Origin of the sequence: Prauserella flavalba (assembly GCF_003202235.1) — a bacterium.
Classification (GTDB): Bacteria; Actinomycetota; Actinomycetes; order Mycobacteriales; family Pseudonocardiaceae; genus Prauserella_A; species Prauserella_A flavalba.
The window spans coordinates 93842-119127 of sequence record NZ_MASU01000012.1 but is presented as its reverse complement, the minus strand read 5'-3'; the positions used below and the strand labels follow the sequence as shown (position 1 = coordinate 119127).

Annotated in this window: 27 protein-coding genes; 11 read left to right on the top strand and 16 right to left on the bottom strand. The window is 68.7% G+C overall.

Going from position 1 to position 25286, the window contains the following annotated elements; translation table 11 throughout:
* Window positions 1-28: 28 nt before the first annotated feature.
* The 4 genes from BA062_RS26180 to BA062_RS26165 all read right to left on the bottom strand — a co-directional run bounded on the left by BA062_RS26180 (window position 29) and on the right by BA062_RS26165 (window position 3694).
* Window positions 29-427, bottom strand: coding sequence for an RNA polymerase-binding protein RbpA (locus tag BA062_RS26180; RefSeq protein ID WP_110341564.1), 399 nt, complete (start codon window positions 425-427; stop codon window positions 29-31).
* A gap of 67 nt (window positions 428-494) precedes the next feature.
* Window positions 495-716 carry a helix-turn-helix domain-containing protein gene (locus tag BA062_RS26175; protein WP_110341252.1) on the bottom strand — a complete coding sequence of 74 codons (222 nt, stop codon included), beginning with the start codon at window positions 714-716 and terminating at the stop codon, window positions 495-497.
* 21 nt (window positions 717-737) lie between these two features.
* On the bottom strand, window positions 738-2861 hold the full coding sequence (locus BA062_RS26170) for a hypothetical protein (protein ID WP_110341250.1): 2124 nt from the start codon (window positions 2859-2861) through the stop codon (window positions 738-740).
* Window positions 2858-3694, bottom strand: a complete 837-nt coding sequence (locus BA062_RS26165) for an SAM-dependent methyltransferase (RefSeq protein ID WP_110341248.1) — start codon at window positions 3692-3694, stop codon at window positions 2858-2860. Before BA062_RS26165 ends, BA062_RS26170 begins: the two co-directional genes overlap by 4 nt.
* A gap of 434 nt (window positions 3695-4128) precedes the next feature.
* Between BA062_RS26165 and BA062_RS26160 the strand changes: the two genes are divergently transcribed.
* A complete protein-coding gene (locus BA062_RS26160) occupies window positions 4129-4725 on the top strand; it encodes a cadmium resistance transporter (protein ID WP_110341246.1) in 597 nt (198 codons plus the stop codon).
* A gap of 378 nt (window positions 4726-5103) precedes the next feature.
* Here the strand turns inward: BA062_RS26160 and merB (BA062_RS26155) are convergent, their stop codons facing one another.
* The 5 genes from merB (BA062_RS26155) to merA form a co-directional block, all read right to left on the bottom strand.
* On the bottom strand, window positions 5104-5787 hold the full coding sequence (gene merB / locus BA062_RS26155) for an organomercurial lyase (protein WP_110341244.1): 684 nt from the start codon (window positions 5785-5787) through the stop codon (window positions 5104-5106).
* Complete coding sequence (locus BA062_RS26150; protein WP_168214104.1) at window positions 5784-6455, bottom strand: alkylmercury lyase family protein; 672 nt, start codon at window positions 6453-6455, stop codon at window positions 5784-5786. The genes merB (BA062_RS26155) and BA062_RS26150 overlap by 4 nt, the downstream gene beginning before the upstream one ends.
* Window positions 6452-7126: an organomercurial lyase gene (gene merB, locus BA062_RS26145; protein ID WP_110341240.1), complete on the bottom strand. Its 675-nt coding sequence runs from the start codon at window positions 7124-7126 to the stop codon at window positions 6452-6454. The genes BA062_RS26150 and merB (BA062_RS26145) overlap by 4 nt, the downstream gene beginning before the upstream one ends.
* A gap of 74 nt (window positions 7127-7200) precedes the next feature.
* On the bottom strand, window positions 7201-7614 hold the full coding sequence (locus tag BA062_RS26140; RefSeq protein ID WP_245960021.1) for a MerR family transcriptional regulator: 414 nt from the start codon (window positions 7612-7614) through the stop codon (window positions 7201-7203).
* A gap of 19 nt (window positions 7615-7633) precedes the next feature.
* The gene (merA, locus tag BA062_RS26135; protein ID WP_110341238.1) at window positions 7634-9055 is read right to left on the bottom strand and encodes a mercury(II) reductase; all 1422 of its coding nucleotides are present in this window, start codon (window positions 9053-9055) and stop codon (window positions 7634-7636) included.
* Between the two features lie 116 nt (window positions 9056-9171).
* Here merA and BA062_RS26130 point away from each other — a divergent pair, with 116 nt between their 5' ends.
* Entirely contained in the window at window positions 9172-9537 is a 366-nt protein-coding gene (locus tag BA062_RS26130) for an ArsR/SmtB family transcription factor (protein WP_110341236.1), read from the top strand.
* A 14-nt stretch (window positions 9538-9551) separates the two neighbouring features.
* Here BA062_RS26130 and BA062_RS26125 read toward each other — a convergent pair whose 3' ends face one another.
* Window positions 9552-9851: a hypothetical protein gene (locus BA062_RS26125; RefSeq protein WP_110341234.1), complete on the bottom strand. Its 300-nt coding sequence runs from the start codon at window positions 9849-9851 to the stop codon at window positions 9552-9554.
* Between the two features lie 137 nt (window positions 9852-9988).
* Between BA062_RS26125 and BA062_RS26120 the strand changes: the two genes are divergently transcribed.
* The 3 genes from BA062_RS26120 (at window position 9989) to BA062_RS26110 (ending at window position 14851) form a co-directional block, all read left to right on the top strand.
* Window positions 9989-10699, top strand: a complete 711-nt coding sequence (locus tag BA062_RS26120; protein WP_245960020.1) for a hypothetical protein — start codon at window positions 9989-9991, stop codon at window positions 10697-10699.
* On the top strand, window positions 10696-12693 hold the full coding sequence (locus tag BA062_RS26115) for a hypothetical protein (RefSeq protein WP_110341232.1): 1998 nt from the start codon (window positions 10696-10698) through the stop codon (window positions 12691-12693). Before BA062_RS26120 ends, BA062_RS26115 begins: the two co-directional genes overlap by 4 nt.
* Window positions 12694-12772: 79 nt before the next feature.
* Window positions 12773-14851 (top strand): hypothetical protein, encoded by a 2079-nt coding sequence (locus BA062_RS26110; RefSeq protein WP_110341230.1) that lies wholly within the window; start codon window positions 12773-12775, stop codon window positions 14849-14851.
* A 57-nt stretch (window positions 14852-14908) separates the two neighbouring features.
* On the opposite strand, the gene BA062_RS26105 is transcribed toward BA062_RS26110, so the two are convergent.
* The 4 genes from BA062_RS26105 to BA062_RS26090 are packed head-to-tail and all read right to left on the bottom strand — an operon-like array spanning window position 14909 to window position 17897.
* On the bottom strand, window positions 14909-15817 hold the full coding sequence (locus tag BA062_RS26105) for a sterol desaturase family protein (RefSeq protein WP_110341228.1): 909 nt from the start codon (window positions 15815-15817) through the stop codon (window positions 14909-14911).
* 48 nt (window positions 15818-15865) lie between these two features.
* Window positions 15866-16636 (bottom strand): AraC family transcriptional regulator, encoded by a 771-nt coding sequence (locus BA062_RS26100; RefSeq protein ID WP_110341226.1) that lies wholly within the window; start codon window positions 16634-16636, stop codon window positions 15866-15868.
* 2 nt (window positions 16637-16638) lie between these two features.
* Window positions 16639-17265 (bottom strand): methyltransferase family protein, encoded by a 627-nt coding sequence (locus BA062_RS26095; RefSeq protein ID WP_110341224.1) that lies wholly within the window; start codon window positions 17263-17265, stop codon window positions 16639-16641.
* Complete coding sequence (locus BA062_RS26090) at window positions 17265-17897, bottom strand: class I SAM-dependent methyltransferase (protein ID WP_245960019.1); 633 nt, start codon at window positions 17895-17897, stop codon at window positions 17265-17267. The genes BA062_RS26095 and BA062_RS26090 overlap by 1 nt, the downstream gene beginning before the upstream one ends.
* A gap of 50 nt (window positions 17898-17947) precedes the next feature.
* On the opposite strand from BA062_RS26090, the gene BA062_RS26085 reads away from it, so the two are divergent.
* From BA062_RS26085 to BA062_RS26060, 6 genes are read left to right on the top strand one after another with little or no spacing between them, the layout of a single operon-like run.
* Window positions 17948-18358, top strand: a complete 411-nt coding sequence (locus BA062_RS26085) for an ArsR/SmtB family transcription factor (protein WP_377392689.1) — start codon at window positions 17948-17950, stop codon at window positions 18356-18358.
* A complete protein-coding gene (locus BA062_RS26080) occupies window positions 18355-20316 on the top strand; it encodes a heavy metal translocating P-type ATPase (protein WP_110341218.1) in 1962 nt (653 codons plus the stop codon). Before BA062_RS26085 ends, BA062_RS26080 begins: the two co-directional genes overlap by 4 nt.
* A gap of 29 nt (window positions 20317-20345) precedes the next feature.
* Window positions 20346-20819, top strand: a complete 474-nt coding sequence (lspA, locus tag BA062_RS26075) for a signal peptidase II (RefSeq protein WP_110341558.1) — start codon at window positions 20346-20348, stop codon at window positions 20817-20819.
* Complete coding sequence (locus BA062_RS26070) at window positions 20816-21454, top strand: cation efflux transmembrane domain-containing protein (protein WP_110341216.1); 639 nt, start codon at window positions 20816-20818, stop codon at window positions 21452-21454. The genes lspA and BA062_RS26070 overlap by 4 nt, the downstream gene beginning before the upstream one ends.
* On the top strand, window positions 21451-22713 hold the full coding sequence (locus BA062_RS26065) for a phenylacetate--CoA ligase family protein (protein WP_210407002.1): 1263 nt from the start codon (window positions 21451-21453) through the stop codon (window positions 22711-22713). Before BA062_RS26070 ends, BA062_RS26065 begins: the two co-directional genes overlap by 4 nt.
* An 18-nt stretch (window positions 22714-22731) precedes the next feature.
* Complete coding sequence (locus BA062_RS26060; RefSeq protein ID WP_110341214.1) at window positions 22732-23673, top strand: hypothetical protein; 942 nt, start codon at window positions 22732-22734, stop codon at window positions 23671-23673.
* A 356-nt stretch (window positions 23674-24029) separates the two neighbouring features.
* Here the strand turns inward: BA062_RS26060 and BA062_RS26055 are convergent, their stop codons facing one another.
* Together BA062_RS26055 and BA062_RS26050 are read right to left on the bottom strand one after the other, a co-directional pair.
* A complete protein-coding gene (locus BA062_RS26055; protein WP_110341212.1) occupies window positions 24030-24833 on the bottom strand; it encodes an MATE family efflux transporter in 804 nt (267 codons plus the stop codon).
* Entirely contained in the window at window positions 24830-25240 is a 411-nt protein-coding gene (locus BA062_RS26050) for a helix-turn-helix domain containing protein (protein WP_245960018.1), read from the bottom strand. Before BA062_RS26050 ends, BA062_RS26055 begins: the two co-directional genes overlap by 4 nt.
* Window positions 25241-25286: the final 46 nt, after the last annotated feature.

Here is a 25286-nt window from a genome sequence, read left to right as displayed (position 1 = left end):
AGCCTGTTACGCCTTCTCGGGCTGGCGGTCATGGCTCGAACCGGAAACCGTAGGTTCGGTCGCCGATGGGCACGCGACCGTAAGGTGATCGGCGCTGCAGGCGGATGCCCGCCAGCGCCTGGTCGACGAGGACTTCAAGATCGGCGATGCTCCGTCGTTCCAAAAGCATGACGTAGTGCGTGCGTGGGGGCTTTCCCTTGGGCGGTTGCCAGTCGGAGTCTTCATTGATTCGGAGGCAATGTTCGACGCCGTGTCGTGGGCATCTCCAGACGGCGGGTATCTCGGCGTCTGTCGAGAATGGCACGGTGAACTCGTGTCCTCTTCGGCACGCGAAGCGGACTTGAATCCGCGGCGCCGGCCGCGCATCGCGATCCGGTTCGCCAGTGGGCGTTCCCAGGCGGTAGCCCCGCAAGACCCGTCTGGGCATCATGATCTCCGCTCGCGTATCGGATGGGCTGGTGTCGCGAGCCGTTCTCGTGCCCGCTGTCGCTGGGCTATGAGGCTTTGGGCTTGGTCCGGGTAGCGCCGCCGCGTCCACGCAGCACCACACCGGACTCCGACAGGATTCGGTGCACGAAGCCGTACGAGCGGTCGGTGGCCTCGGCCAGCGCACGGATGCTGGCGCCCTTTTCGTACTTCTTCTTCAGGTCAGCGGCCATCTTGGTGCGGGCCTCGCCGGTGATCCGGCGTCCCTTGGCCGTGGTGTGTGCTGCCATGCCGTTCGCTCCTCTTCGCGTTCAGGCGGTCGGTTGGTCGGAGTCGAGGGCGTCGCGCCGGGCGATGACGGTGGCCTTGCTCTTGTCGGCGCCGGGGCCGGCGGCGGTGTAGTAGTCGATGGCCTGGCCGTAGCGGCGGTGGGCTTCGGCGGTGTCGCCGAGCGCGGCGTGGACCTCGCCGAGCACGGTGCATAGGTCGGCCAAGTAGCCGACCGAGCCGTAGTCGCGCACGGCCTGCTCGATCGCGGCGAGCTCCGACACTGCCTCGGCGGCTTGCCCGTTCAGGGTCAGGGCCCGTGCCAGGTGCAGGACGGTGCGGGCGTGGCCGATGTCATCGCCGATGCCGGTGAACATGCTCGCCGCCAGCCGCAGGTGGTGGAGTGCGAGCGGGGCGTCGGCGACCTTGGGGTGCAGGGCAGTTTCGCCGAGGCGGCGGTGCCGCAGCGCGATGCTGCGGGCGTCGCTCATCCCCTCGGCGATTTCCAGGGCATGTTCGAGGTCAGGGAGGGCGGCGTGCGGGTCGTCGGCCTTGAGGTGGGCGCGGGCGCGGGTGGACAGCGCGCCGGAGTGCAGCCACGGGTCGCCGACTTCGGCGGCGCGCTCTACGGCAATCGTGCAGATGGCGACGGCGGCCTCGTGGTGGCCGAGGTTGGTCTCGCCGAAGCCCTGGCGGGTGCGGCAGACGACCTCCAGGATGTGCCCGGCGTCGGCCGCGGCATTGGCCCCGAGGAACTGCGAGCTCACCAACTCACCGGCGGTGTAGTTGGGGCGCAGCGGGTTCCACAGGACCTCGCCGAACTGGTACACCAGCTCCGTCCAGCCCTGGTCGGCGGCGACCTGTTGAGCGGCGAGAAGGTTGGCGCGTTCGGTCTCGGCCCATTCCAGGGCGGCCTTCGGGTCGGCGAACACGCCGGTGTCCAGACCGGTGTAGACGGGGCTGAACCGGCGAGGGAAAGGATTGATGATCTTGTCGGCCGCCGCCGCGCGCCGCAGGTACCACTCGATCATCCGGCGGCGCACCGCAAGCCGCTTGGCCTGGTCATCCTGGCCTGCCAGGGTTTGCACGTGCTCTCGCAGGACGTCGTGCAGCCGGTAGCGCTCGTCTCCAGTCTCGGTGACGAGGTTCGCCTCCACCAGCCTCCCGAGCCCGCGGCCGACCTCGGCGACCGGCACGTCGAGCCCGGCCGCGAGCGGTTCGGCGGTGAACTCGACGCCGGGATGCTCGGCCAGGCCGCGGTAGAGCCGGGCGGTGGTGGCGTCGAGGTCCTCGTAGCTCATCTGCAGCACTCCTTCAACGGACAGCTCGTGCGGGTCCAAAGCGCCAGTGGACGCCTCGGCGAGGTGGGTCAGGCGGGTGATCAGGCGCGCCGGGTCGCGCCGGGGGTAGGCGGCGAGATGGGCCCCGGCGATGGTTAGGGCCAGCGGATGCCCGTGGCAGCGGGTGGCCAGCGCGTGCAGCAGCTCCTCGCCGATGGGCTGTCGTTCCTCGTCGAGGAGGCCGGTCAGGAGCGCGGCGCCGGTGGCGGCGGGGAAGCAGTCGAGGTCGAGGTGGCGGAAGCCCACGATGGCCAGCTCGGCGAGCCGATTGCGGCTGGTGACCAGGATCGTGCCGCGCGCCGTGGCAGGTACCAGGGGCTGCACCTGCTCGGCGGAGCGGGCGTTGTCGACCAGCACGGCCACCGCCTTGTCCGAGGTGACCGTCCGGTACAGCGCGACCAGCTCGGCCACCTCGCCCGGCAGGTCGTCGGCGGCGACGCCGAGCGCGCGGAGCCATCCGGCGAGGACCTGCGCGGTGGCCGGTGGCGGGTGGCCGCTCCAGCCGTTGAGGTCGACGTGCAGCACGCCGTCGGGGTGGCGCCCGTGGTGTCCGTCGAGCCAGCGCACCGCCAAGCCGGTCTTGCCGACTCCACCCAGTCCGGTCACAACCACACGGGTCGGTCCTGATGTGACGAGCAGTCGGTCCAGTCGGTCGAATTCGTCGGCTCGGTCGACCCACGTGCGCGCGGGTGGCGGAAGCTGTCGAGGCACCGACACCCGTCGTTCGGGGGCGTGCAGGTTGATCGTGTCGGCGGTGATCGTGCGAGCCTGGAGGATCGGGCCGCGGACCGTTCCGGACACGTTGTTGACGTGCTCGGGCCGGCTCATGCCTGCTCCGCGAGCTCGTGACGACGGCTGGCCAGGACGGCATTGCCCAACACGTGCTCGGGTCTGAGCAGGGTCAAGCTGTCCGGTCGCCACCAGCCGACGGGCACGACGCCGTCCGGGTGCGGGTGCCACAGCCCGAGCAGCTTGGCGAACTGCCGCTGGCTGCGGTGCACGACGGTGATCCCGGCCTCGGCGAAGCAGCCCTCGACTGCGGCGGCCAACTCCGGCCCCAGTGTCTTGCCATCGGCGTGCGAGACGGCCAACAACGAACCGGGCGCCAACCGCTCGTAGTAGCTGGTCAATGCCGCAGCGGCTTCCTCCGCGTCGGGCAGGCAATGGAGTACTGCCCCGGCCACCACGGCGACCGGCCGACTGAGGTCGAGCCGGCGGGTGGTGACGGCGTTGTCAAGAACCTCATCGACGTTTCGGAGGTCGGCCTCGACCACCCCGACTCTCGGGTCGTTCTGCTCGACAAGGAGGCCAATGCTGGCGATCACCACGGGGTCGCGATCGACGTAGACGACGCGGGCGTCGGGACGTTCAGCCTGGGCGAGATGGTGCACGGGGTGGGTGCTGAACATGCCCGCCCCCAGGTCGAGGAACTGCTCGATTCCAGCCGTGAGCATGTGAAGCACTGCGCGGCGGACGAAGGTGCGGCTCTCGCGGACGAATACGTCATACCCAGGCACCAGCGTGGTGATCTTGTTGGCCACGGCGCGGTCGGCCGCGAAGTTGTGTCCACCGCCGAGCAGGTAGTCGTAGATCCGGGACAGCGACGGCGCGTCGGGGTCTACCTGTTCCACAAGACCTGGCGAGTCCTCTTGCGTCGCCATCACCGTGCAGTTCTCCCCACCCCGCCTCGTCACCACGAGCCGACTCGCGCCATGCGCTTGGTCGACCCGGTAGCCGTGACCTGCGGTTCATCCGCACCACCCGCACCGGCCGGGTCGATTCGTGTGGGCGATTAGACCGGCGATATCAAGATCTGAACCAGAGCGGCAAGGAGGCGCTGGTGAGGCGTCCGTGAGGCGGCACCACGCGTGAGCACGACATCAGCGGCGGCACGGTTCACCCGGCCGAGTGGCCGCCTACCGCGACTGCCCCCCGCGTCAGCCCCGGTTCCTCCTCCGCATCGGCCAACCCCGGCTCATGGCGCGTGATTTGCGGCGGGTCTCGATCCGGTGCGGCTGCGACTGATCACCTGTGGTCACCTGGTCGGCGTCCGCCCGTAGAGGCGCCGACAGCGGGCGAGGGAAGAGGGACTGGGGTGGATCTGGGGCTCATCGCCCTGGCCGTGGGGATGTTTGCGGCCACCAACGTCGACGACATCGTCATCCTGGCGATGTTCTTCGGCCAGACTGCAGGGCACCGGGGCGGCGCCGTGCGGGTCGTCGGGCAGTATCTCGGGTTCGCCGCGATCCTGGTCATCTCGATCCTCGGCGCGCTCGGCGCCGGGCTGCTGCCCGCCACGGTGATCCCCTACCTCGGGTTGCTGCCGTTGGCGCTCGGAATCCGCTCGGCCTGGCACGCCTGGCGCGAGCGCCGCGACACCGCCGACGACGAGTCCGTCGCCCCCGGCAATGGTCCTGCCGTGCTCGCGGTCGCCGCCGTGACCTTCGCCAACGGCGGCGACAACATCGGTGTCTACGTACCGGTCTTCACCACCGCCGGAACGAGCGGACTGCTCGTGTTCGCCGTGGTGTTCCTCGCGCTTGTCGCCGTGTGGTGCGCAGCCGGCCGGTTCTTCGCCACCCGGCCGATCATCGCCCGCGCCCTGTCGCGCTGGGGCCACATCCTGCTCCCGATCGTGTTGATCGGCCTCGGCCTGCTGATCCTCATCGAAGGCAACGCCTTCGGGGTATGACCACTGGCGACAGTCAGCGTGGTCGGGCGACAGAAGGTTTTGGTTAGTCGCACCATGCCGCACGCCGTCTTCCGCACCCAAGGCGACCCGTACTCGAACATGTTCGATTCGTAGTGCTGCAGGTCATGGCAGCAGGTTTGACCAGCGGCGACAGTTTCCAACTCAGCAACCGCGCGGGGCGCGCTACATAGCGACTGGCCACGGCGGGCAGATGGTGGTTGTCCCACCCACTGCGTGAGTGGGCTCCACGGTCTGGCCAACGCCGGCTATCGCACCTGCGAATCCGACCAAACGCTGCAGGTGACCTGCCAGACGTGCCTCGAAAGCGACGAACTGCACGGGAAAGACCCCTGGCTCACCGATGTCAGCCCAGCCAACTCAAGGGCGGTTGGTGGGGTGGATCAACGGTCGGAGAGTGTTGCGGTAATGGCTGAACCAGGGTCGTTCGAGCATTTCCTGGACGGTGAAGGCGCGGCTTCCGGGGCGGGCGGCGAGCGCTGGTTCGGCCGCTTCGGTGGAGGCGAAGAACGGCTGGTAGGTGCACACGGTGGCGTTGATCTCGTCGAAGTGTCCGCCGACGGAGTCGCTGAAGTCCTGGGGGTGCAGCAGCACCGTGACCGCCTCCGGTGGGTCCATCCGCTCGACGCCGCCGGGGATGAAGTCGATGCGGATCGGTGTCCCGGTGGTCGGGCAGGTTTCCTCGACGCGGAAGGGCACGTCGAGGACGGCGGCGAAGGTGAACACGTCGGGTCCGCACCCGCTGCCCATCGGGACCTGGCGATCGCCGAGATGCACCACTCGGCGAATCCGATTGCCTGGGTAGGGGTCGTCCCAGTGGATCAGCCCGTTCTCGATGCGGGCCGTGAACTCCTGTCGGACCAGCGCCGCGGTTTCGCTGTCGGACCGGTTGAGGATGGTGGCCAGGCGGTGCACTGGCGCGGGGCGTTCGCCGAGCCTGGTCAGCCCGGACAGCGCGATGATGGCCTTCACGAACGGCGTCTGCTCCATGGCCGCCAGCCAGCCCTGGTCGAACTGCGCCAGGTCGGTGGTCCGGTCGTTCACCGGCTGGCCTCCTGGTCGATGGGCTGCAGGAGGGCGCCGAACTCGGCGATACCGCTGGCGAGTGCCTGGTGGTGGTCCAGCACCACCCCGGTGACCTCGGGATGGCGGGTGGACCAGGCGTGGGCGGCGTCGGGGGTGGTGAAGAAGTTGATGTGGCCGCAGGTGCGGTCCACCGAGGGGCAGCAAGCAGCCTCGCTGCTGTCAATGGTGCCGGCAAAGACGACCGCGGTGCCGGGCTGCCAGCGCGCGGTGTCGTGGTCGACCTGGACGGTCACGATGTGGCCGGTGTCGGGTTCGGTGCTGGTGATGGTGACCGGGTGTCCGAGCATGGCGGACATGCCGAGGGCGTCGACGGCGCACATCGCGTACACGGTGGGGCCGCGGTCCCAGGTGACCTGGTGGCGGGTCGGGACGGGTGAGAACGGGTAGGCGGCGCGGATCTCGCCCTGCTCGTCGAGGGCGACGAGGTCCCGTTCGGTGAGTTCGGTCAGCGCGCGACCGGGGTCGATGCCGTGGCCGCGAGTGATCCGTTCCAGGTCTGCCCGCAGCGGTGCTTGGCCGGTCTCGGCGAACGCCGTCAACACCACGCGGTGCAGGCGCTGTGCTGGTGGGGTGAGCGCGGCGGCGGCCCGGCACTTGTTCAGCTCCAGGTTGGGCGGCTCGGTCATCGCGTTCCCTCCGGTTCGTAGCGCAGCAGCGCTGCGGCCATGTCCCGCGCCGCCGTGAAGGCGTCCGGCATGGACAGGATGGCGATGTCGTCGCGGTCGGCGGCCCATTGCTCAGCCTGGGCTTGGTTGGGGAAGAAGAGGTTGTGGTGGCAGAAGGTGCCCCAGATCGCGGTCGTGCTGCTGAGGTCGACCTGGTCGGAGCCGGGCACCCGCTGGGTGGCCACCGCGCCGACCGGCTGGAGGTGGGTGATTCCGGTGGGGCTGGCGTGCAGCGTCACGACGTCGCCGGAGCCAGGCGTGGTGGAGGCGATGGCGATCGGTTTGTCGAGGATGTGAGTGAAGATCAGGGTGTCCATTGCGTACCACGCCCACATCCGCACGCCGTCGATGGTCATCTCGTGCGGCGTGGGGTTGTAGGTCACGCCGAGCCCGACGATCAGGCCGTCGTCGTCGCGTTCGGTCCACGTGTCGAGCAGCGCGTCGGCTCGCGCTCGGTCGATGCCCAGTTCGGTGATCGTGTCCAGGGCGTGGTCGTGGGTGACTGGCTGGCCTTCGCCGGCGAGCAGGCGGAGCATCCGGGTCACCAGGCGGGCCTGGTCGTGGCCGAGGTCGAGGGGGCCTCCCGGTCGGGTCAGTTCGGTTACCGCGTGGTTGGCATGTGTGCTGGTCACGGTCGTCCCTCCGGCGATTTCTGGTGTGCTGGTCAGGTCGATCGCGACCGTATGGTCTGCCCCTGGGGTGAGGGTCAAGCGCTCGCGGCGCATCGAGGATCGCCCAGCCAGCACTGGCCGCCCTGACCGGCCAGAGCCGCCTGGTGGGTGGCTTCGAAGTCGTCGATGCGGCGCAGGGTCTGCTGCAGCTCGGCGATCCGTGCGGTCAGCCGTGCTCGTGACCGGTGCAGCAGCTCCGCGAGCTGGGGACCGATCGGCGAATCGGTGCGGGTCAGCTCGCGGATCTCGGCGACGGTCAGGCCGAACCCGCGCAACTGGCCGATCAGCTGGACACACCACAGGGCATCGGTGTTGAACAGCCGATAGTTGGTGGGGCTGCGGCCGATGGTGTAAATCAGGCCCGAGTCGGTGTACTGGCGCAGCGTCTTGATCGGCACCCCGGTGCGCCGGGACAGTTCCCCGACCGTCATCAGCCCGTTGCTCGTCATGAGGTCGCTTTCCCCAGGCTTAGGAGGCGCAGCAGGACAGTTTGGCCACGTCACGGGTGAACGTTTGGGCAGCGAGCTTGAGGCCCTGGGCCATGGTCAGATACGGGCACCACAGGTCGGCCATCTGCTGCACGGTCATCCGGTTGGCCAGGGCGTACACGGCAGTCGCGATCACGTCGCCGGCACCGTCTGCGAGCACGTGCGCGCCCAGCAGCCGCCCAGTGCCGTGTTCGGCGACGAGCTTGATCAGGCCACGGGTGTCCCGGTTGACCAGCGCCCGCGGCACGTACTCCAGTGGCAACACCCTGCTGTCCGTCACGTAGCCCTGCTCGGCGGCCTGAGCGTCGGTGAGGCCGGCTGCCGCGATCTGCGGGCTCGTGAAGATCACCCGCGGTAGGTGGCGGTAGTCCAGCGTGCGTCCCGCGTCCGCGAAGGCGTTGTCGGCGACCAGCGTGCCGTGGGCGGCGGCGACGTAGACGAACTGCGGGTGCCCGGTGACATCCCCGGCGGCCCAGATGCGGGGATTGTCGGTGCGCAGGTACTCGTCGACGACGACCGCGCCGCGCGGGCCGGTCTTTACCCCGACCGCGTCGAGGTTCAGGCCGTCTGCGGCCGGGCGGCGGCCGGTGGCCACCAGCAGCTGCTCCGCGGTCAGCTCGCTCAGGTTTCCGTGCGCGTCGGTGAGCCGGACGCGGTAGCCGTCCGGTCCGGACTCGACGCGGCTGACTGTGGCACCGGGCATCGCCCGGATGCCCTCGTCGGCGAACACCTGCTCGATGCCCGCGCTGACCTCGGGTTCCTCGAACGGCGCCAGCCGCGGCAACGTCTCGACCACGGTCACCTCGACCCCGAGCCGGTGCCACAGCTGGGCTTGTTCCAGGCCGATGGCGTTGCCGCCGAGCACGATCATCGACCGGGGCAGCGCGTCGAGTTCCATCGCCGTGGTCGAGGTCAGGTAGTTCGTCTCGGCGAGTCCGTCGATGGGCGGAGCTCCTGGGATGGATCCGGTGGCGATCAGGTAGTGCTCGGCCTCAACCGTCACGGTCTCCCCAGAGGCCAGGTCAACCTCCAGTACGGGCCCGGACCGGATGGCGGTGAACCGGGCGGCGCCGGTCAGGATGTCCCAGCCGTACTCGGCGGCCAGGTCGGTGTACTTCTCCGCCCGCAGGGACTCGACCAGCTCTCGCTTGCCGTCGATCAGGTTTGGTAGCTCCACCTCGAACGGGGAGGTGGTGATGCCGGGAAACCGGCCGTCCAGGCTCACGTGGCGTGCCTCGGCCGCGGCCAACAGCGCCTTGGAGGGCACGCACCCGGTGTTCACGCAGGTACCGCCCACCGTGTCGCGTTCGATCATCACCACCGACCGGCCCCTGCCGCGAGCCGCGATCGCCGCCGCGAAGCCCGCGCCACCGGAACCGATCACGGCCAGGTCGTACCGCATCCGGCTGCCTCCTAGCGTCGCCTCACCCACGTATTCGCCTACGCGGATATATCTGATGCTAATCTCATATCTGTTCATCCGCATACATGGGTGCTTGATCTGAGGATGGCGAAGACATGACCGCAGGTCCCCAGCCGGCTGCCACGCTGCTGCCCACCGAGCCGAACGGGGTCGAGATGGTGGCCAAGTTCTTCCGCGCGTTGGGCGACCCCGCGCGGCTGCGGCTGCTGGAGTTCCTGCTGCACGACGAGCACACCGTCACCGAGTGCGTCGCGCACGTCGGCCTGTCCCAGGGACGGGTGTCCACCCATCTCGGCTGCCTGTCGGACTGCGGCTACGTGCAGGTGCGCCGTGAGGGCCGCTTCGCCTACTACACGGTGACCGACGCACGCGTCGCCGAACTGGTGCTGCTGGCCCGGTCGCTGGCCGCGGACAACGCCGCCGCCCTGGCCGCCTGCATGCGCATCACGCCCACCACGTGAGCCATCGTCAGCTGCTACGGCAGGCGGCGGTCGATCCAGCGCAGCACGGCGCCGATCACGCCGCGCTCATGCCAGCCCTTCCTGATCACTGCGGCGCGCACGGCATTGATCCCCGAACGCAACCGGCCCATCGGTGAGGGATGCTGCTCGTCGTAACGCTGGACCGCTCGTCGTTGCAGCCATCGCGCGCACCCGAGGCACACACCAACCTCGGGGTGCTGGCCCAAGCGAACCAGTTCCGTCTCCGGATAGTCGGTACCGCAGCACCAGCACGATGTTTCCGTTGCCCTGTCCTGCTCCGGTTGGACGGTCACCTGGCCACCTCCAGGTCTGTGAGCGTACGCCGAGACATCTGCCCCCGACCGGGCATCACTCTCGCGTGGATAACGAAACCGGCATGCAGGCAGTTTGACCTTTGGCTGTCACTCAGTGTCGCCTAGGCTGACTGATCGTGGACGGCGGCGATGACGACGTAAACGACCAGGTCAGTGCGCCTGTGACCAGTCGCGAGCAGGATGCGGTGCGGATCTTGTTGTTGATCGACGGCGCCGCCGAACCACTACCCCCACCGATCACTGACGACGCCGCCTTGGTGGACGCTGTCGGAGTGGTGGAGGGGCAGCTTCGGCTGCAGAAGCTGGACTTCTGGCTACGGAGTCCCGATTTCCTCGCCGACGAGTTGCTCAACGACTACGAGCGCAGCGGCGAGCCCAGGCTGCTGGACTTGGCGGCGCAGATCCTGGACTCCGAGGAACCGGAGGTACGCCGATACCCGATGCTGCGTCATCACTTCGGCGCCTACGAGCCGCTCGATGACGCGCTGGCGGTTCTGCGCAGCGCGGGGCTGGTCGTGCGGCGCCGCCACGGGCGGGTCGGCCGTACTTCGCGACACGACTACTACCTGCTGGCTCGGGGCCGCGAGGTCGCCCGAACGGTCGTTGCCCAGGCGCCGGCCTTTCGCTATTACGTCGATCGTGTGCAGCTGGTGCTCGATCTGGCCGACGGACGAGGGGGGAACCAGTTGAAGGAGCGTCAGTACCTGCAGGACGAGTACGCGACGGCAGCCCGTGGGACACGGATTGGCAGCATCAGCGCTCGGGCACGGAGCCGTCTCGCCCAACTGCGGACGGAGGCCACGGTGACGGACGGGGTAGACGCATGACCGTGGAGGCATCCCGCGCCGAACACTCTGGCTCGCTCGTCGCGCGGATCGCTGCCGCGGCAAAAACCACCGAGGATGCTGTTGTTGAGGTCTTCACGACCCACGGCATCCCGCTGGCCTACCCGCCGGCACGCCCTCGGTCGGTCCGAGTCCACCGCCTGCGCGTGCACGGTGTGCGTGCCGGAACGAAGCATGACGGTCCGTTTGACCGCACGTTCACCTTCGACACCGACTTCACCGCGTTGGTCGCATCCAACTTCCGGGGCAAGACCAGCGTCTTGGAGGTCATCACGTGGTGCTTGCGGGGGTCACCTCGCGACCGCTTGCAGGCTGATGTCCGCCGCTGGCTCTCCGGAGTTGAGCTCGACGCCACCATCGCGGGGCAGGCGATTGGGTTTCGCCTCTCACTCGACAAGGGTGTTCTGACCAGAGGCGTGGTGCTCGCTGCCGCACGCTGGGAGAGCCTCACGGCGGAGGATGGTGCCGAGGACCGCCAGGGTGTCTCGATCCTGGTTGATGCCGCAGACGAGGACGACCATGCCGCGCAGGTGGCCACGTTGATGCTCGATCGGCTCGACTTGCAGCCGTTGGTGAATTCGGTGAGCAAGGACAAGCAGGTCGGCACCCAGACTCATGGCTGGCCTGCCTACTACTCCGCGATTAATCTTCCGGCTGGGCCCGACAAGCCCCTGCTCGGGGATCAGCCGATGGCCGGTCTGCCCGGACGGCTGTTGCAGGTGTTCCTCGACCTGCCTGCTGCCGCGGTGCTCACACGGGTGAAGGCGACGCGCGAGGTGTTGCAGTCCGAGGTCACCCAGGAACGTGAGCGCGCACGGGGAGCGGCCGAGCAGCGGGCGGCTGAACGTGCCCGAGCCCAGGAGGCGCTCACGGCTGCACAGACCGAACTCGACCGACTCGTCCAGCAAGCGCCCGGACCGTCGCTGACCGACCTGGCAGACACAGCCGGTCGGCTCGCCCGCCAAGTTGCCGATGCCGACGAGGAGTGGGACGAGCTCAACCGGGCCTACCGGGCCGCGCGGCGACAACGGCAGGCGGACGAGAAGGCGCTGAACGACGTCAAGGAAAGCCAGATCGCTCGGCTGCTGTTCCACGGTCTGGACCCCAGCGCGTGCCCGCGCTGCGAAACGCCGATCACCACGCAACGCCGCCAGGAAGAGCGCGATGTGCACCGTTGCGCGGTCTGCACCGCCGAGGTCGTCGGCGAGACCGCCAGCGACGAGGAGGTCGAGGCCGAGGCACAGGCGCGTGTCGATGCCAGCAGGGCTGCCGAAGATGCGGCACGGCAGGCGCTGGAATCCGCTGAATCAACCCTCTCCCAACTCACCGCACAGTTGGATGAGGCACAACAGCGATTGCGGGCCGCTGGCTCCACGGACACAGTGCGCCAGCGCATGACTGCAGAGCTTGAGGTGGCGCGGTGGAAGGGCGCGTTGGAGATGGTGCCCGAACTGGCCGAGCACGAGGAAGACCAGGAGTCCACTGTCCTCAAGGTGTTGGCCGCCGCGGACAAGGTGCTCGATCAGGACAGCAAGGCCGCTGCCGCCGCCCTGTTCACCGAACTGAACGCCGAGATCGCTGATCTTGCACGTCGATTCGGGATGAGCGCACTGGAAAGGGTGGAGGTCAACCGGGCCGCGCAGCTGAAGGTGATCAAAGGCGGGGGCGCGCAGTCGTTCTTCGGCAAGCAGAGTCCCGGTGAACAGGTCCGGCTGCGCATCGCCGTTGTGATCGCCTTGCTGCGGGTTGGTGCCAAGCTCGGGATCTCGACCCACCCCGGTCTCGTCCTGATCGACAGCCCCAAGGCCGAGGAGGTACAGGACTTCGACGCGGCCGTCGTCTTCAAGGAGCTCGCGGAGTTGGCCGCGAGCAACCACATCCAGGTGCTGATCACAACCGCCGACCGCGAGCTGAGCAAGGCAGTTCTGCCCGCCGACTGCCTTGTCACCGCCGAGGAAGGTGCGCCGCTGTGGTGATCTCGGTATCTCCGCTGCAGCGTCCTGTAGGCGCATGCTCTGCGGCGTTCGACGTGACCGGTCGGAAAAATCGCTCACCATGGCGGTTGTGGACATGACCCGGCTCGCCGAACACCTTGCCGACACGGCGACCGCACGGACTACTGCCACGCTCGCCCAACTCGGAGTGGAGGCGGTAGCCGAGGAGGCAGCCGACATCGCCGCCGGCCCACTGGCTCCGGTGCTGGCGCACGCGCTAGCCCAAGTTGTCGGCGCCGAGACAGCTGGCTGGGAGACCGCCACTGCTAGCTTCATCGATGGCCTGACCGGCCAGCAGAGCCTGCTGGCGCTGGCGGGCAGCCTGGACGAGCTTCTTGCTAGTCCGTCCACAGTGGACGCTCAAGGAGTGCAGCTGCACAACGTGTTGCTGCGCGACCTCGCGCCGCTGATCCACTCCAATCCGTTGCTGGCAGCTGGACGTCTCGAAGGCGCCGTGCGTCTGGCGGTGGCCGGTGCCGTCACGCCGTTCGGCATTCTCGGCCACCTCACCGCACCGCCGTCCGACGCTCCCGAGGAGTTCACCGAACGCCTTCCCCGCCTGCTGGGCGCGGCTATGGATCGCTGGGCGAACGAGGCCACCATCGCCACTTCACTGCACAGCGCGCTGGATCAACTGCGCCACGACGAAGCGGCAGCGGTGGACGCGGCTTTTGAGCTGGCCTGTTACGAGTTGAGATCCGCCCTTGCCGCCGAGACTCTCCCGGCGGCAATGGAGGCCCTCACCACCGCCCGGTCAGGTTTCGCCACCGTCGACGCCGCCGAGGAGGCGCGTCACGATGCCAGGGCATACGCGGCTGCCTGTGATGCGATCCTCGCGTTCGCCGCCCACGACCAGAACCGGTTGACCGACGCCGTCGATCGGCTCACCGCGGCGCTGGACCAGCGCGAGGCATGGTTGAGTGGGATGCACGCGCCGTCGTGGCTTCGGCCTCGGCGTGCCGCAGAACTCGCGTGGCAGCGACTCGTGCTCCTGCTCAATGCAGCAGCAGAGCGGTTGTCCGAAACGGTCTGGATGGACGTGTGGGAGGCGCTCGCAACGGTCCTCGACGCGTACGCCCAGGCCCGCACTGTGCGACCGCTGCCCGGCGTGGAAGCGACGCCAGGACTGGCTGCTGTTGTCGAGCCTGCTATCGAGAACGCGATCATGCGTCAGCAGAGTCTGCTTGCGGCGCTTCGCCGCTCGGTCACCGAAGTGTCCAAGTTGGATGCTCCTCCGCTCGACGTCTACACAGGAGAGCTGCTCCTTGCCCGTATTGAGGCAGTCGCTGCACGACAACGTGAGGACCACAGTCATTCGTCGCGCTCCGCAACCGATGGGGACGACGATGAGGAGCCTCACGCGGCCGATACCGCTCGGTTGCACCGTCTGGCACCCGCACTAGTCCATGCTCTTGGCGAGCAGCAGGCCGCTGATCTCGCTGCCGACATCAGCGACGACAATCTCCAGGTTCTCGAAGGGGTCGTGCACAGCAGCGAGCTTGCACGGTCGCGGACTGCGCACCCGGTACTCGATCGCCTCCTTGAGGATCTCCTCCGACAACTCGCCGAGTCACCGCACTTTGTCGGCGAAGTGCGAGACACCTTCGGGCTGCTGCTCGAACAGACCTTGCGGTTCCTGCACAGCCGCGCCGACCTCACGACCAAGACGTGGGGGCTGCACAAGGAGAAGGACAAGGACTACCGCCGCCAGCTCAAGAAGGGCGAACGTCGGCCTGTCGAGGCGGACCTGCAACAGGACTACCATCAGTGGCTCGCAACCGGACAGCTCGGCGGTTTGGTCTCGGTCGAAGCTTCCGACATCGCGACGGGGCGTGCCGACGTCATCGTGACGTTCGGAACCCTTCGGTACCTCACTGAGATCAAGCGCGAACTCGCCAACTCCGCTCCCACCAATCTTGAGGGCAAGTACGTTCGTCAGGCTGCGGAATACGGCAACACCAACGTGCCGTTCGGCCAACTTCTTGTACTCGACCTCACACCACATCCCGACGGCGCGCCACGAGTCGACGAATCGGTCTGGGCCGCCCGCCATCGTCCACCCGGTGCTACAACGGACCGCACTGTGATCGTTGGGGTCGTGGCTGGAAACCGCCCGACACCTCACGATCTGTCTACGTAGCCCGCCAAAGCGGCGCGCCGTCCTTGCCGCAGCAGCCGCCTTTCGACCGAAAGCGGGTCAGCGCGACGCCGGATGAGCCTGTTCGCTCATTGTTTCCGGTTGCGGTTCGTCGGCTGCGCACGCACCGCTGGGACGGAAAGGTTCGGCGAGCTGGGCGAGATAGCCGTTGGGGTAGTGCGGTTTCGCCGCCATGCCAAGGTCGTCGCTGCTGAACCGGCGCTCGGGGTCGTAGGAGTAGGTGCGGAGCAGGTGGTCCCAGATCAGGGTGAACAGTCCGAAGTTGACGTCGCCGATGCCGGCCCATTTCAGGTGGTGGAACCGGTGCGCCTGGTTGAGCGCGAGCACGACGCGCAGACGACCGACACGGTAGTCCACATTGGAGTGCTGGAGGAGGAGTTGGACGGCGACGCACAGCGCGAGCGCGTAGGCGACACTGGTCGGTAGGCCAAGTAGGACCAGGGGCGCTACTCCAGCGGCGGTTTCCAGGGTCTGATGCAGCGGGTGTTTCATTAGACCGTTGAAACCGTAAGCGCGTTTGACGCTGTGGTGCACCGCGTGCAGCCGCCACAGCGCCGGGACTTTGTGGCTGGCCAGGTGGACCAGCGTGATGCCGAGATCAGCCACGAGAACGGCGACGAGCACCTGCAGGATGAACGGCCAGTCGTGGGGCCAGACGCCGTCGATCGAGGCCACTGCAGTGAGCACAGGCAGGGCGGCGACGCTGCCGAGGGTGAGGGTTTCGTTCACCGCGGCGTGGACGGCGTCGCGCCGGTCGTCGTCGTGCGGAGTGTTCCAGTCCTCGCGGTAGGGCAGGACGCGTTCGGCGGTGAACGATGCGGCGATGGCGAGCAGCAGCAGGGCGAGCAGCCAGAGTTTAGAGCCGCCGGAGGCGGCGATGGCAATGCCGGCGCCATTGATGGCCAGGAGCATGAACGGCACGTAGCCGTACCGGACGAGCGTTTTCATGCTGTTGAGCCTGCGGGCAGATCACCCGTTCCACCTTGAACAGACTCGCTAACCCATCTCCGGCACTGGTTCGTGCCAGTGCACGGCGCGAGCCAGGAGTGAGGGGGCGAGGCCGAACATCTCGTGGCAGACGCGGGTGAGGTGGGCGCTGTCGGCGAATCCGGCGGCGTGCGCGGCGTCGGTGAGTGTTGAACCCTGCCGAGCGTGGTCGATCGCCCGCTGCAGGCGTGCCCAGCGGACGTAGGCCCGGAACGGGAGGCCGAGTTCGTCGCTGAACAGGTGACCGAGCCGGCTGGCCGAGATACCGACCGCCGCGGCGAGCTGTCCCAGGTGGACAGTGTGGTCAAGCATGGTCGGCAGCGCAGCTACCGCGTGCCGTAGCGCTGGGTGCAACGGCACCTGGTCAGGTGTGTCCGCATCGGCGAGCTCGGACAGGATCTGGTCAAGCAGCCCGATCGGGGTGCCGTCGACTGGGAGGCCGTTGTCGAGCAGTGGCTGCGCCGCCGCAGCCCACGCGGCGACGGAGTCGACGGGCAGCCCGGTGCGCCGCACCCGTGCGGTCAGTGTCTGGCCGAGCAGCCCGTCGGCGTCGATCCATGCCAGCAGTCCCGACGAGCCGCCGACCATCTCGTGTTCCGCGCCGGACGGAATCACCGCCGCGCGGGCCTGCCGGCCGGTGCCGGCCTCGTCGCGCAGCCGCACCGGCTCGTCGGTGGCGAGCACGAGTTGCACCGCGGCGTGTCGGTGCCGATGGGCGACGCCGACCTGGCCGGTGTAGATCAACCGGCCGGGCCGGAGAGCCACCGTTCCCTGCCACATCGTCAACTCCCGTGAGGGCGGCTGGCCCGCAGGCGACCGATACTGGGCAGGAAGCGGCCGACACGAGAGGCATAGTCGGTGTATGGCGCGCCGTGGACACCGCGTAGGTAGGGCTCTTCGACCAGGCGCACCTGGATCTCGATTCCGATGAGTGTGACCGCCAGGCCGGCGATCGCCACGAGGTTGGGCACCATCAACGCCAAGCCTAGGAACACACTGGCTGCGGCGGTGAAGACAGGGTTGCGCACCAGCCGGAACGGACCGGTGGTCACCAGCGTGGTGTGTTCGATCTGGTCGACCCCGATCCGCCAGGAGGCGCCCAGCGCCAGCTGGGAACCGAAGGTCGCGAGGATGCCGAATATCACGAGCACGACGCCCAGACCGCGCACAACCGGGTAGTCGACGACGGCCAGCGGCGGCACGCCGGCCAGCGCGGCGACCGGCGCGCCGAGCCCCACCAGCAGGTAGCCGAGGTCAGCTACGGCGAGCCCCCACCATTCCAGCGAGCCGCGTGCCGCCCAGGTGCGCCGGTTGCCGGTGTCGCCGGTGCGGCGGCGCTGGATCAGCGTGCGCACTCCGCCAGCGAGGGCCATGAATACGACGAACAGGGCCAGGGCTGCGACGGCCATCACCCGTCACTCCCTGTAGGCACCGGCTTCGCGGCCACGCCGAGCAGGTAGTCACCGCTGATCCGGGTGACCGAGCCGAGCACCGCGAGGCCGTGGTGGGCCAGTTGGTCGAGGAACTGGTCGGCGGTGAACCGGTCCTCGGTGGGGTGGTCGAACAGCCGCTGGTAGATGGGGCGGGCCAGGGCGTGGGCGGTGACCTCCTCGAAGTAGAACCGCCCGCCCGGCGTGAGCACCCTGGCGACCTCCGCGATGGCCGCGCGCCAGTCCGGGATGTGGTGGACGATCCCGAAGTCGAACACCGCGTCATAGCCGCCGTCCTCGGCATCCAGCGCGGCGCGCAGGTCGGTCGCGCTGCCCTGCACGAGCCGAACCCGGTCTCCGTAGCGAGCGAGGCGCCGGCCAGCGTGCTCGATCATCGCCGGGTCCAGGTCCACGGCGTCCACGCTGCCGGCGCCGAACCGCTCCAGCACCAGCTGCGTCCCGTACCCGGACCCACAACCGATCTCCAGCACCCGCGCCCCAGGGATCAGCCGCCCGCCGAACCGCATCAGCACCTGGGCCTCGTAGAAGCGCTGCAGCCAGCGCCGGGGCGGGGAATTCACCAGCGCTGTCTCGGCCTTGTTCATCAACATCGTCCAACCTCGATTCCATCACGTGTCACTGCTATCATCGCCTCGTGACGATGAATAGCACGGATGGATGTCTCGCGTCGAGCGTGGGCGCGGGCTTGGACCCGGCGGTGGCGTTGTTCCACAGCCTTTCGGACGCCACGCGGCTGGCGATCGTGCAACGCCTGGCCTGCGGTGAGGCGCGAGTGGTGGACCTGGTGGCCGCGTTGGGAATGGCGCAGTCCACGGTCTCGGCGCACGTTGCCTGCCTGCGTGACTGCGCGCTGGTGGTGGGCCGCCCGCAGGGCCGGCAGGTGTTCTACAGCCTCGCCCGCCCGGAGCTGATGGACCTGTTGGCATCGGCGGAAACACTGCTGGCCGCGACCGGCAACGCGGTGGCGCTGTGCCCGAACTACGGCACCGACACCCCAGCCGACGCGGATCAGGACAGCGCGATTGAGGACAGCAAGGAGAGTGCTCGATGAGCGACGCGTGCGGCTGCGGCCACGACGAACCCGTGGGCGAGGAGGCCGAGGAGCACGAGCCGGAACGGCTCTGGCAAGTCAAGGAACTCCAGTTCGCGGCGATCTCCGGGGTGTTCCTGCTCGCCGCGCTGATCGCGGGCTGGGCCGGCGCTTCGCGGCCGGTCGAGCTGGTGCTGGAGGTGGCGGCGTTGCTGGCCGGTGCCTACACCTTCGTCCCCTCCACGCTCAAGCGGCTGGTCAAGGGCAAGATCGGCGTCGGCACGCTGATGACCATCGCCGCGGTCGGCGCGGTCATCCTCGGCGAGGTCGGCGAGGCCGCGATGCTGGCCTTCCTGTTCTCCATCAGCGAGGGCCTGGAGGAATACTCCCTCGCGCGCACCCGCCGCGGCCTGCGCGCCCTGCTGTCCCTCGTCCCGGAAGAGGCCACCGTCCTGCGCGACGGCACCGAGACCGTGGTGTCCCCGGCCGAGCTGAGGGTCGGCGACCGGATGCTGGTCAAACCTGGCGAGCGGGTCGCCACCGACGGGATCATCCGCGAGGGCCGCACCGCGCTGGATGTCTCGGCGATCACCGGCGAGTCCGTCCCGGTCGAGGCCGGCCCCGGTAGCGAGGTGTTCGCCGGGTCGATCAACGGCACCGGCGTGCTCGAAGTCGAGGTCACCACCACCGCCGAGGACAACTCGCTCGCCCGGATCGTGCGGATCGTCGAGGCCGAGCAGGCCCGCAAGGGCGCCTCCCAGCGTCTCGCGGACCGGATCGCCAAACCGCTGGTGCCCGGCATCATGATCGCCGCCGCGCTGATCGCGGTGATCGGCAGCCTGCTCGGCGACCCGGTCACCTGGATCGAACGTGCCCTGGTCGTGCTCGTCGCCGCCTCCCCCTGTGCGCTGGCGATCTCCGTCCCGGTCGCCGTGGTGGCCGCGGTGGGTGCGGCCAGCAAGCTCGGTGTGCTGGTCAAGGGCGGCGCCGCGCTGGAAGCCCTCGGCGCGGTCCGCGGGGTGGCGTTGGACAAGACCGGCACCCTCACCGCGAACCGGCCCGCCGTCATCGACGTCGCCACCACCAACGGCGCCACCCGCGACCAGGTCCTGCACCTGGCCGCGGCCTTGGAGGCCCGCAGCGAACACCCGCTCGCCAAGGCGATCCTCGCCGCCGTCGACGACGTCACCCCCGCCAGCGACGTGGAGGCCGTCACCGGCGCCGGGCTCACCGGCCGCCTGGACGGACACACCCTCCGGCTGGGTCGCCCCGGCTGGCTCGACCCCGGCGCACTCGCCGCGGACGTGGAGCGGATGCAGCAGGCCGGCGCGACCGCTGTGCTGGTCGAGCAGGACGGCCAGGTCGTCGGCGCGATCGCGGTCCGCGACGAACTGCGGCCGGAAGCCGCCGAGGTCGTGGCCCAGCTGCGCCGGGACGGCTACCACGTCGCGATGCTCACCGGCGACAACCACGCCACCGCTACCGCGCTCGCCAAGGACGTCGGCATCGACGACGTGCACGCCGAACTCCGCCCGGAGGACAAGGCCCGCCTGATCGACAAGCTGCGCGGCCAGCGCTCGACCGCGATGGTCGGCGACGGCGTCAACGACGCACCCGCCCTGGCCACCGCCGACCTGGGCATCGCGATGGGCGCGATGGGCACCGACGTGGCGATCGAGACCGCCGACGTCGCGCTCATGGGCGAGGACCTGCGGCACCTGCCCCAGGCGTTCACCCACGCCCGCCGCGCCCGCCGCATCATGCTGCAGAACGTCGGCCTGTCCCTCGGGTTGATCATCGCGTTGATGCCGCTGGCACTGTTCGGCGTGCTGGGGCTGGCCGCGGTGGTGCTGGTGCACGAGCTGGCCGAGGTCGTCGTGATCGCCAACGGCGTCCGCGCCGGCCGCACCAAGCCCCTGCAGGACACGGCCGACCATCAGCCAGCGTTGACGCCGACCGCGGTGGGGGCTTCCTCGTGAGCGTCAGCGGACCCATCCGGACGGCCAGGGTGACCCGAGCCCGTGTCGCCCTGGTCGCCACCGCCGCGCTGCTGGCCGCGCTCGACCTCGGTCTGAAGACCTGGGCCAGTCGAGCGTTGGCCGACGGCGCCTCGGTGGACCTGCAGGTGATCCAGCTGCGGCTGGCGTTCAACTCCGGGGTGGCCTTCAGCCTCGGCGACACCCTGCCCAGCGGGGTCGTGCTCGGCGTCACCGGGCTGATCATCGCCGGGTTGGCGGTGTTCGCCTGGCGCGCCACCCGCACCGCGACCCTGCCCATGCGGCTCGGGCTGGCCGCGGTGCTGGCCGGGGCAATCGCCAACCTCGTCGACCGCGCCGCCGATGGGATGGTGACCGACTACCTGCACACCGGCTGGTTCCCCACCTTCAACCTCGCCGACGTCTTCATCACCGTCGGCGGCGCCGCGCTGGTCCTGGCCAGCCTCCGCGCCACCGACAGCACCAGTAAGGACTCCACGCCATGACCGCGCAGGACCAGGCAACTCTCGTGCGCCGCGGGCTGGCACTCGCGTGGTTCATCGTGGTCTGGGACGTCATCGAAGGCGTCGTCGCCGTCACCGCCGGACTCGCGGCCGACTCCATCGCCCTGGTCGGGTTCGGCATCGACTCGGCCATCGAGGTCTTCGCCGCCAGCGTGGTGATCTGGCAACTACGCGCCGGTGCCCACGCCCGGCAGCAACCCGCGCTACGCGCCATCGCGGTCACCTTCTACGCCCTGGCCGCCTACGTCGCGTTCGAGTCAATCCGAGACCTCATTACGCAGGACAAGGCCGGCGAATCGTTGATCGGGATCGTGCTCAACGTGGTCGCCCTGATCGTGATGACCCCGATCGCGCTGGCCCAACGGCGTACCGGGCGAGCGCTGAACAACCCGGTGCTGGTCGCACAGTCCACCGAAACGTGGATGTCCAACGCCCTGTCCATCACCGTCCTGGTCGGGCTGGGGCTCAACGCCACGCTCGGCTGGTGGTGGGCCGACCCCGTCGTCGCCCTGGTGGTCGCCGCGCTGGCGGTGCAATCCGGCCGCGAAGCCTGGCACGAGGCCAGCGAAAGCTCGACTCCCGAGAAGCACCCCGGCACCTCCGAGGAACGGCCATGACGACCGAAAGCCGCTTCTGGCTTCTGCGCGACTCCCGCGCCGCCCACAAACAGGGCACGGAGGCGATCGCGCAGCGGCAGCGTGACCGACTCGCCGACATGGTCGCCTTCGCCCGCGCCCACTCGCCGTACTACCGCGAGCACTACCGCACCCTGCCCGACCGCGTCACCGACCCGACACAGTTGCCGGTCACCAGCAAGGCCGAGCTCATGCCGTGGTTCGACGACTGGGTCACCGACCCTGCCGTCACACTCGCCGCCGTGCGGGCGTTCGTCGAAGACCCCGCGCTGATCGGGGAGAAGTTCCTGGGCCGCTACACCGTCTCCACCACCTCGGGCACCACCGGCACGCCCGGAATCTTCCTGACCGACCAGCGTGTTCTCGCCGTCACCGCCGCGGTGGGCGCACGCACGCTCAGTTCCTTGCTCAACCTCAAGGACGGCGCGCGCATCGTGGCTCGCGGCGGGCGCATCGCCATGGTGATCGCCACCGGCGGCCACTTCGCGTCCGCCACCGCCGCCGCCGCGCTGCGTAAGAACCGGTTGCGCCGCAACAGGATCGGGGTCTTCGGCGTGCACACCCCGATGCCCGAACTGGTCGAGGCGCTCAACGCCTTCCGCCCGGCCATCCTCGCCCCCTACGCCAGCATGGGCGCCCTGTTGGCCACCGAACAGCAAGCCGGCCGCCTGCACATCGACCCTGCCCTGGTGATCCTTTCCGCCGAGGGCCTCCCGCCGGGCGAGTACAGCCGAATCGCCACAGCGTTCGGCGCCAAGGTCCGCCACAGCTACGCGGCGAACGAATGCCCCTTCCTCAGCCAGAGTTGCCAGCACGGTTGGCTGCACGTCAACAGCGACTGGGCCATCCTCGAACCGGTCGACACCGACCACCAACCGGTCCCGCCCGGCCAACGCTCGCACACCGTGCTTCTGACCAACCTCGCCAACCGCACCCAACCCATCCTGCGCTACGACCTCGGCGACTCCGTCCTGCTCCGGCCCGACCCCTGCCCATGCGGCGATCCGCTCCCCGCGATCCAGGTCGAAGGCCGCACCGCCGACCTGCTCACCTTCCCCACCAGCCGCGGCGAACCAGTCACGATCGCACCCCTGACTATCAGCCTGACCCTCGAACGCCTCCCCGGAGTCGAGCTCTTCCAGATCGTGCACACCGCACCCACCAACCTCAGCATCCGCCTCCAACCGACACCCGGCGCCGACCCGGAACAGATCTGGCAGTCGGTGCACACCGAGGTTTGACGCACGCGGTGGAGCGGCATGACCGTCACGCCGATGAGGCTGCGCTCGGCCATCGCCGAAACGCTCTGGGAGTGCGTCAAGGCCCACCACCTGGAAGCGGCCTGTGACGCGCTCGGCATGAAACCCGCCCGCGAGGGCAGCCCTGAGCCGTTCAACAGCAAGCGCAGCTACGTCGAGGGCCGGCTACAGGGCATGTCACTGACGGACTTGACCGACCTCGCCCACCGCGTCGCGGCCGAGTACGACGCCGAGCACCTACAGCCGTTGCTCGATGCATCCGGTACGCACGGCGTAGCCGGCGAACTGAAGAACCTGATCTTCGCGGCCGACGGACCCAAGCCGGAGATCGTGTTCAGCGACGCCCTGAACAACGACGTCCTCGTCGTCAGGAACGAGCAGTTCTGTCTCGTTTACGACCGGCCGCTGGGCGCCCATGGCCTCACTTGGGCCGAACTGACCAGCTGGTGGGCTGACCGCGAGGGACTGACCGACGCACCGGCCCGTGAGGTCTCGCTCAGCCTGTACCGGCGGCTGGACCGCTCTCTTGGTGACAACCACGCGGAGCGACGAATACTGCGCACGTACGCCGACCGGTACGTCCGGCTCGGCGACGGCATCCCGGCGCTGATCCCGCAGGTGTACCTGCATTACGACCCGTACACCCGAGCGCACCACGCCCCTGGCACACCACCTCTGGCCCGCCAGCGCATGGACTTCCTCCTGCTGCTGCCACAGCGGATCCGCATTGTCATCGAGTGCGACGGTAAGCAGCACTACGCCGACGAGAACGGGCACGCGGATCCCCGTCGGTACGCCGAGATGGTGGCCGAGGACCGTGAACTGCGACTGCACGGCTATGAGGTCTACCGCTTCGGCGGCGCCGAGCTCACCGACACTCCAGCCACTGGGCAACGGCTTGCAGCGTTCTTCGACCGGCTCGCCGAGCGTTACTCCACCTGACTCCCCGTTGCCCAAACCAGTGAAAGCCGGTGGCCCGAGCAGGGTTGGGAGTCAGCGTCGTCGTGGAGGACGAGAAGGCCAAGGGCAGCGGCGGCCATCAGAGCACAGGCGACGCGAGCGCTTCGCCCGGAACCGGTAGGAGCGCCTCAAAGGAGAAACCTCGGACAGAACCAGCGAGTTGACGTGGAGCGTGAGCGCGGCTTCCAACACAAGCATGGCCGACGCCGGAACACTGTCGATGTCTTCACGCCACGCTGCCAACAGAACCGCGAGCTCGTCGTCCTCGCCACCCACGCCATCACCTCCGCTACCAACAGGCGTCGTACCTGCTCGACCTGCCGTTACGCGCGACACCGCTAGGCCACCAGCATCGCCGCGGCATGCATCTCATCCGCCGCATCAACTTCGGCTCGCTGTGCACCGACCTGCTCATCGAACTCGGACCGGACGATCTTGACGAGTTGGCGGGCCCGAGCCGCCCCTATCCCGAGCCGGACTCGCAAGGTGTCAGCGGATATCGGCTTCTGGTGTGCCGCACGATGAGCGGCGTCCTCTCGCCGCGCCTGAGCCAAGAGTGCCTCCGGCGTGCGCCTAACGACTGCTTGCTCACGACCTTGCTGCGGGACGTCCTCGCCAGGGTGGACCTGGGTCTCCGGCGCACCGGCATCCGAGTCCGCATCGACAGCTGGCTCCGGCCGCTCGACATCGCGTGCGACCGGCGTACGACTCGTGGCGCCGATCGCTTGCAATAGGCCAGGACCGACCTCCGACCAGCCGATCAGGAGGAGTGGCCCTACCGCGTCGAACGCCGCCTTACCGAACTCGCCCGCCACGAGAGGCTCCGCCACGTTCAGCGCGAGGGTGACCACGCTCGCGAAGATCAGCAGCCGGCGAGCGGGCCGCAGCACCTCCGGGGACGCTCCGACAAGGGCCAGGTGCCGCGTGCCGAGCAGAAGCCCGAGGATCGAAAGGTCGACCGCTGGAGCGACCAGCGGCGCGACCCAGGCGGGCACGCCGAGTCGAAGCGCGAGATTGAGGACGTTGCCGAAGCCGAACAGGAAAGTGAGGCCGACGACGACGCCCATGATCACGGTGACAGCCTGAACCACAGCAGCCCCGTCCGAACCTGATCGAGTCGACACAGCTGCGCGCCTGGTCATCGTGTACCACCTGCTTCGACGCGCGGGCGTCCGTGGCTATCTCGCGTGGGGACGCCGCGTTCACGCAGCTTGTTCAGCACGGTGGTGTGGTTGACCCCCAGGTGGTCGCCGACTCGCGCCAGCGACCAACCGAGCTTGTAGAGGTGGATGGCGTCGTCGACCTGGTCGGGGGAGAGGCCACGGCGGCGCATTGGCACGCCGTGTCGATGGAGGATGTTGCTGACCGTTCGCCGTTCGATGCCGAACCGATCACCGAGTTCGTACACAGTCGCGCCGGACTGATAACCCGCGATCAACTCGTCGACTTGCTCGGCACGGAGTTGCCGGGCCCGCCGGGGCCGATCGCGCTTGATCGACGGCGGCTCGGGCGTATCGAGCCTGGGAAGCTTCTCGCAGAGCCCTTCCAAGGCCCTGACCTGGTCTTTTATGTTCGAGTAAGCTCCCCTAACCTCC

What these genes read in the sequence shown, in the direction of transcription:
- BA062_RS26180 (WP_110341564.1), bottom strand. Translation starts at nt 427, where the DNA reads ATGCCCAGACGGGTCTTGCGGGGCTACCGCCTGGGAACGCCCACTGGC.
- BA062_RS26175 (WP_110341252.1), bottom strand. Translation starts at nt 716, where the DNA reads ATGGCAGCACACACCACGGCCAAGGGACGCCGGATCACCGGCGAGGCC.
- BA062_RS26170 (WP_110341250.1), bottom strand. Translation starts at nt 2,861, where the DNA reads ATGAGCCGGCCCGAGCACGTCAACAACGTGTCCGGAACGGTCCGCGGC.
- BA062_RS26165 (WP_110341248.1), bottom strand. Translation starts at nt 3,694, where the DNA reads ATGGCGACGCAAGAGGACTCGCCAGGTCTTGTGGAACAGGTAGACCCC.
- BA062_RS26150 (WP_168214104.1), bottom strand. Translation starts at nt 6,455, where the DNA reads ATGACCGAGCCGCCCAACCTGGAGCTGAACAAGTGCCGGGCCGCCGCC.
- BA062_RS26140 (WP_245960021.1), bottom strand. Translation starts at nt 7,614, where the DNA reads ATGACGAGCAACGGGCTGATGACGGTCGGGGAACTGTCCCGGCGCACC.
- merA (WP_110341238.1), bottom strand. Translation starts at nt 9,055, where the DNA reads ATGCGGTACGACCTGGCCGTGATCGGTTCCGGTGGCGCGGGCTTCGCG.
- BA062_RS26130 (WP_110341236.1), top strand. Translation starts at nt 9,172, where the DNA reads ATGACCGCAGGTCCCCAGCCGGCTGCCACGCTGCTGCCCACCGAGCCG.
- BA062_RS26115 (WP_110341232.1), top strand. Translation starts at nt 10,696, where the DNA reads ATGACCGTGGAGGCATCCCGCGCCGAACACTCTGGCTCGCTCGTCGCG.
- BA062_RS26110 (WP_110341230.1), top strand. Translation starts at nt 12,773, where the DNA reads ATGGCGGTTGTGGACATGACCCGGCTCGCCGAACACCTTGCCGACACG.
- BA062_RS26105 (WP_110341228.1), bottom strand. Translation starts at nt 15,817, where the DNA reads ATGAAAACGCTCGTCCGGTACGGCTACGTGCCGTTCATGCTCCTGGCC.
- BA062_RS26100 (WP_110341226.1), bottom strand. Translation starts at nt 16,636, where the DNA reads ATGTGGCAGGGAACGGTGGCTCTCCGGCCCGGCCGGTTGATCTACACC.
- BA062_RS26095 (WP_110341224.1), bottom strand. Translation starts at nt 17,265, where the DNA reads ATGGCCGTCGCAGCCCTGGCCCTGTTCGTCGTATTCATGGCCCTCGCT.
- BA062_RS26090 (WP_245960019.1), bottom strand. Translation starts at nt 17,897, where the DNA reads ATGTTGATGAACAAGGCCGAGACAGCGCTGGTGAATTCCCCGCCCCGG.
- BA062_RS26085 (WP_377392689.1), top strand. Translation starts at nt 17,948, where the DNA reads ATGAATAGCACGGATGGATGTCTCGCGTCGAGCGTGGGCGCGGGCTTG.
- BA062_RS26080 (WP_110341218.1), top strand. Translation starts at nt 18,355, where the DNA reads ATGAGCGACGCGTGCGGCTGCGGCCACGACGAACCCGTGGGCGAGGAG.
- BA062_RS26070 (WP_110341216.1), top strand. Translation starts at nt 20,816, where the DNA reads ATGACCGCGCAGGACCAGGCAACTCTCGTGCGCCGCGGGCTGGCACTC.
- BA062_RS26065 (WP_210407002.1), top strand. Translation starts at nt 21,451, where the DNA reads ATGACGACCGAAAGCCGCTTCTGGCTTCTGCGCGACTCCCGCGCCGCC.
- BA062_RS26060 (WP_110341214.1), top strand. Translation starts at nt 22,732, where the DNA reads ATGACCGTCACGCCGATGAGGCTGCGCTCGGCCATCGCCGAAACGCTC.
- BA062_RS26055 (WP_110341212.1), bottom strand. Translation starts at nt 24,833, where the DNA reads ATGACCAGGCGCGCAGCTGTGTCGACTCGATCAGGTTCGGACGGGGCT.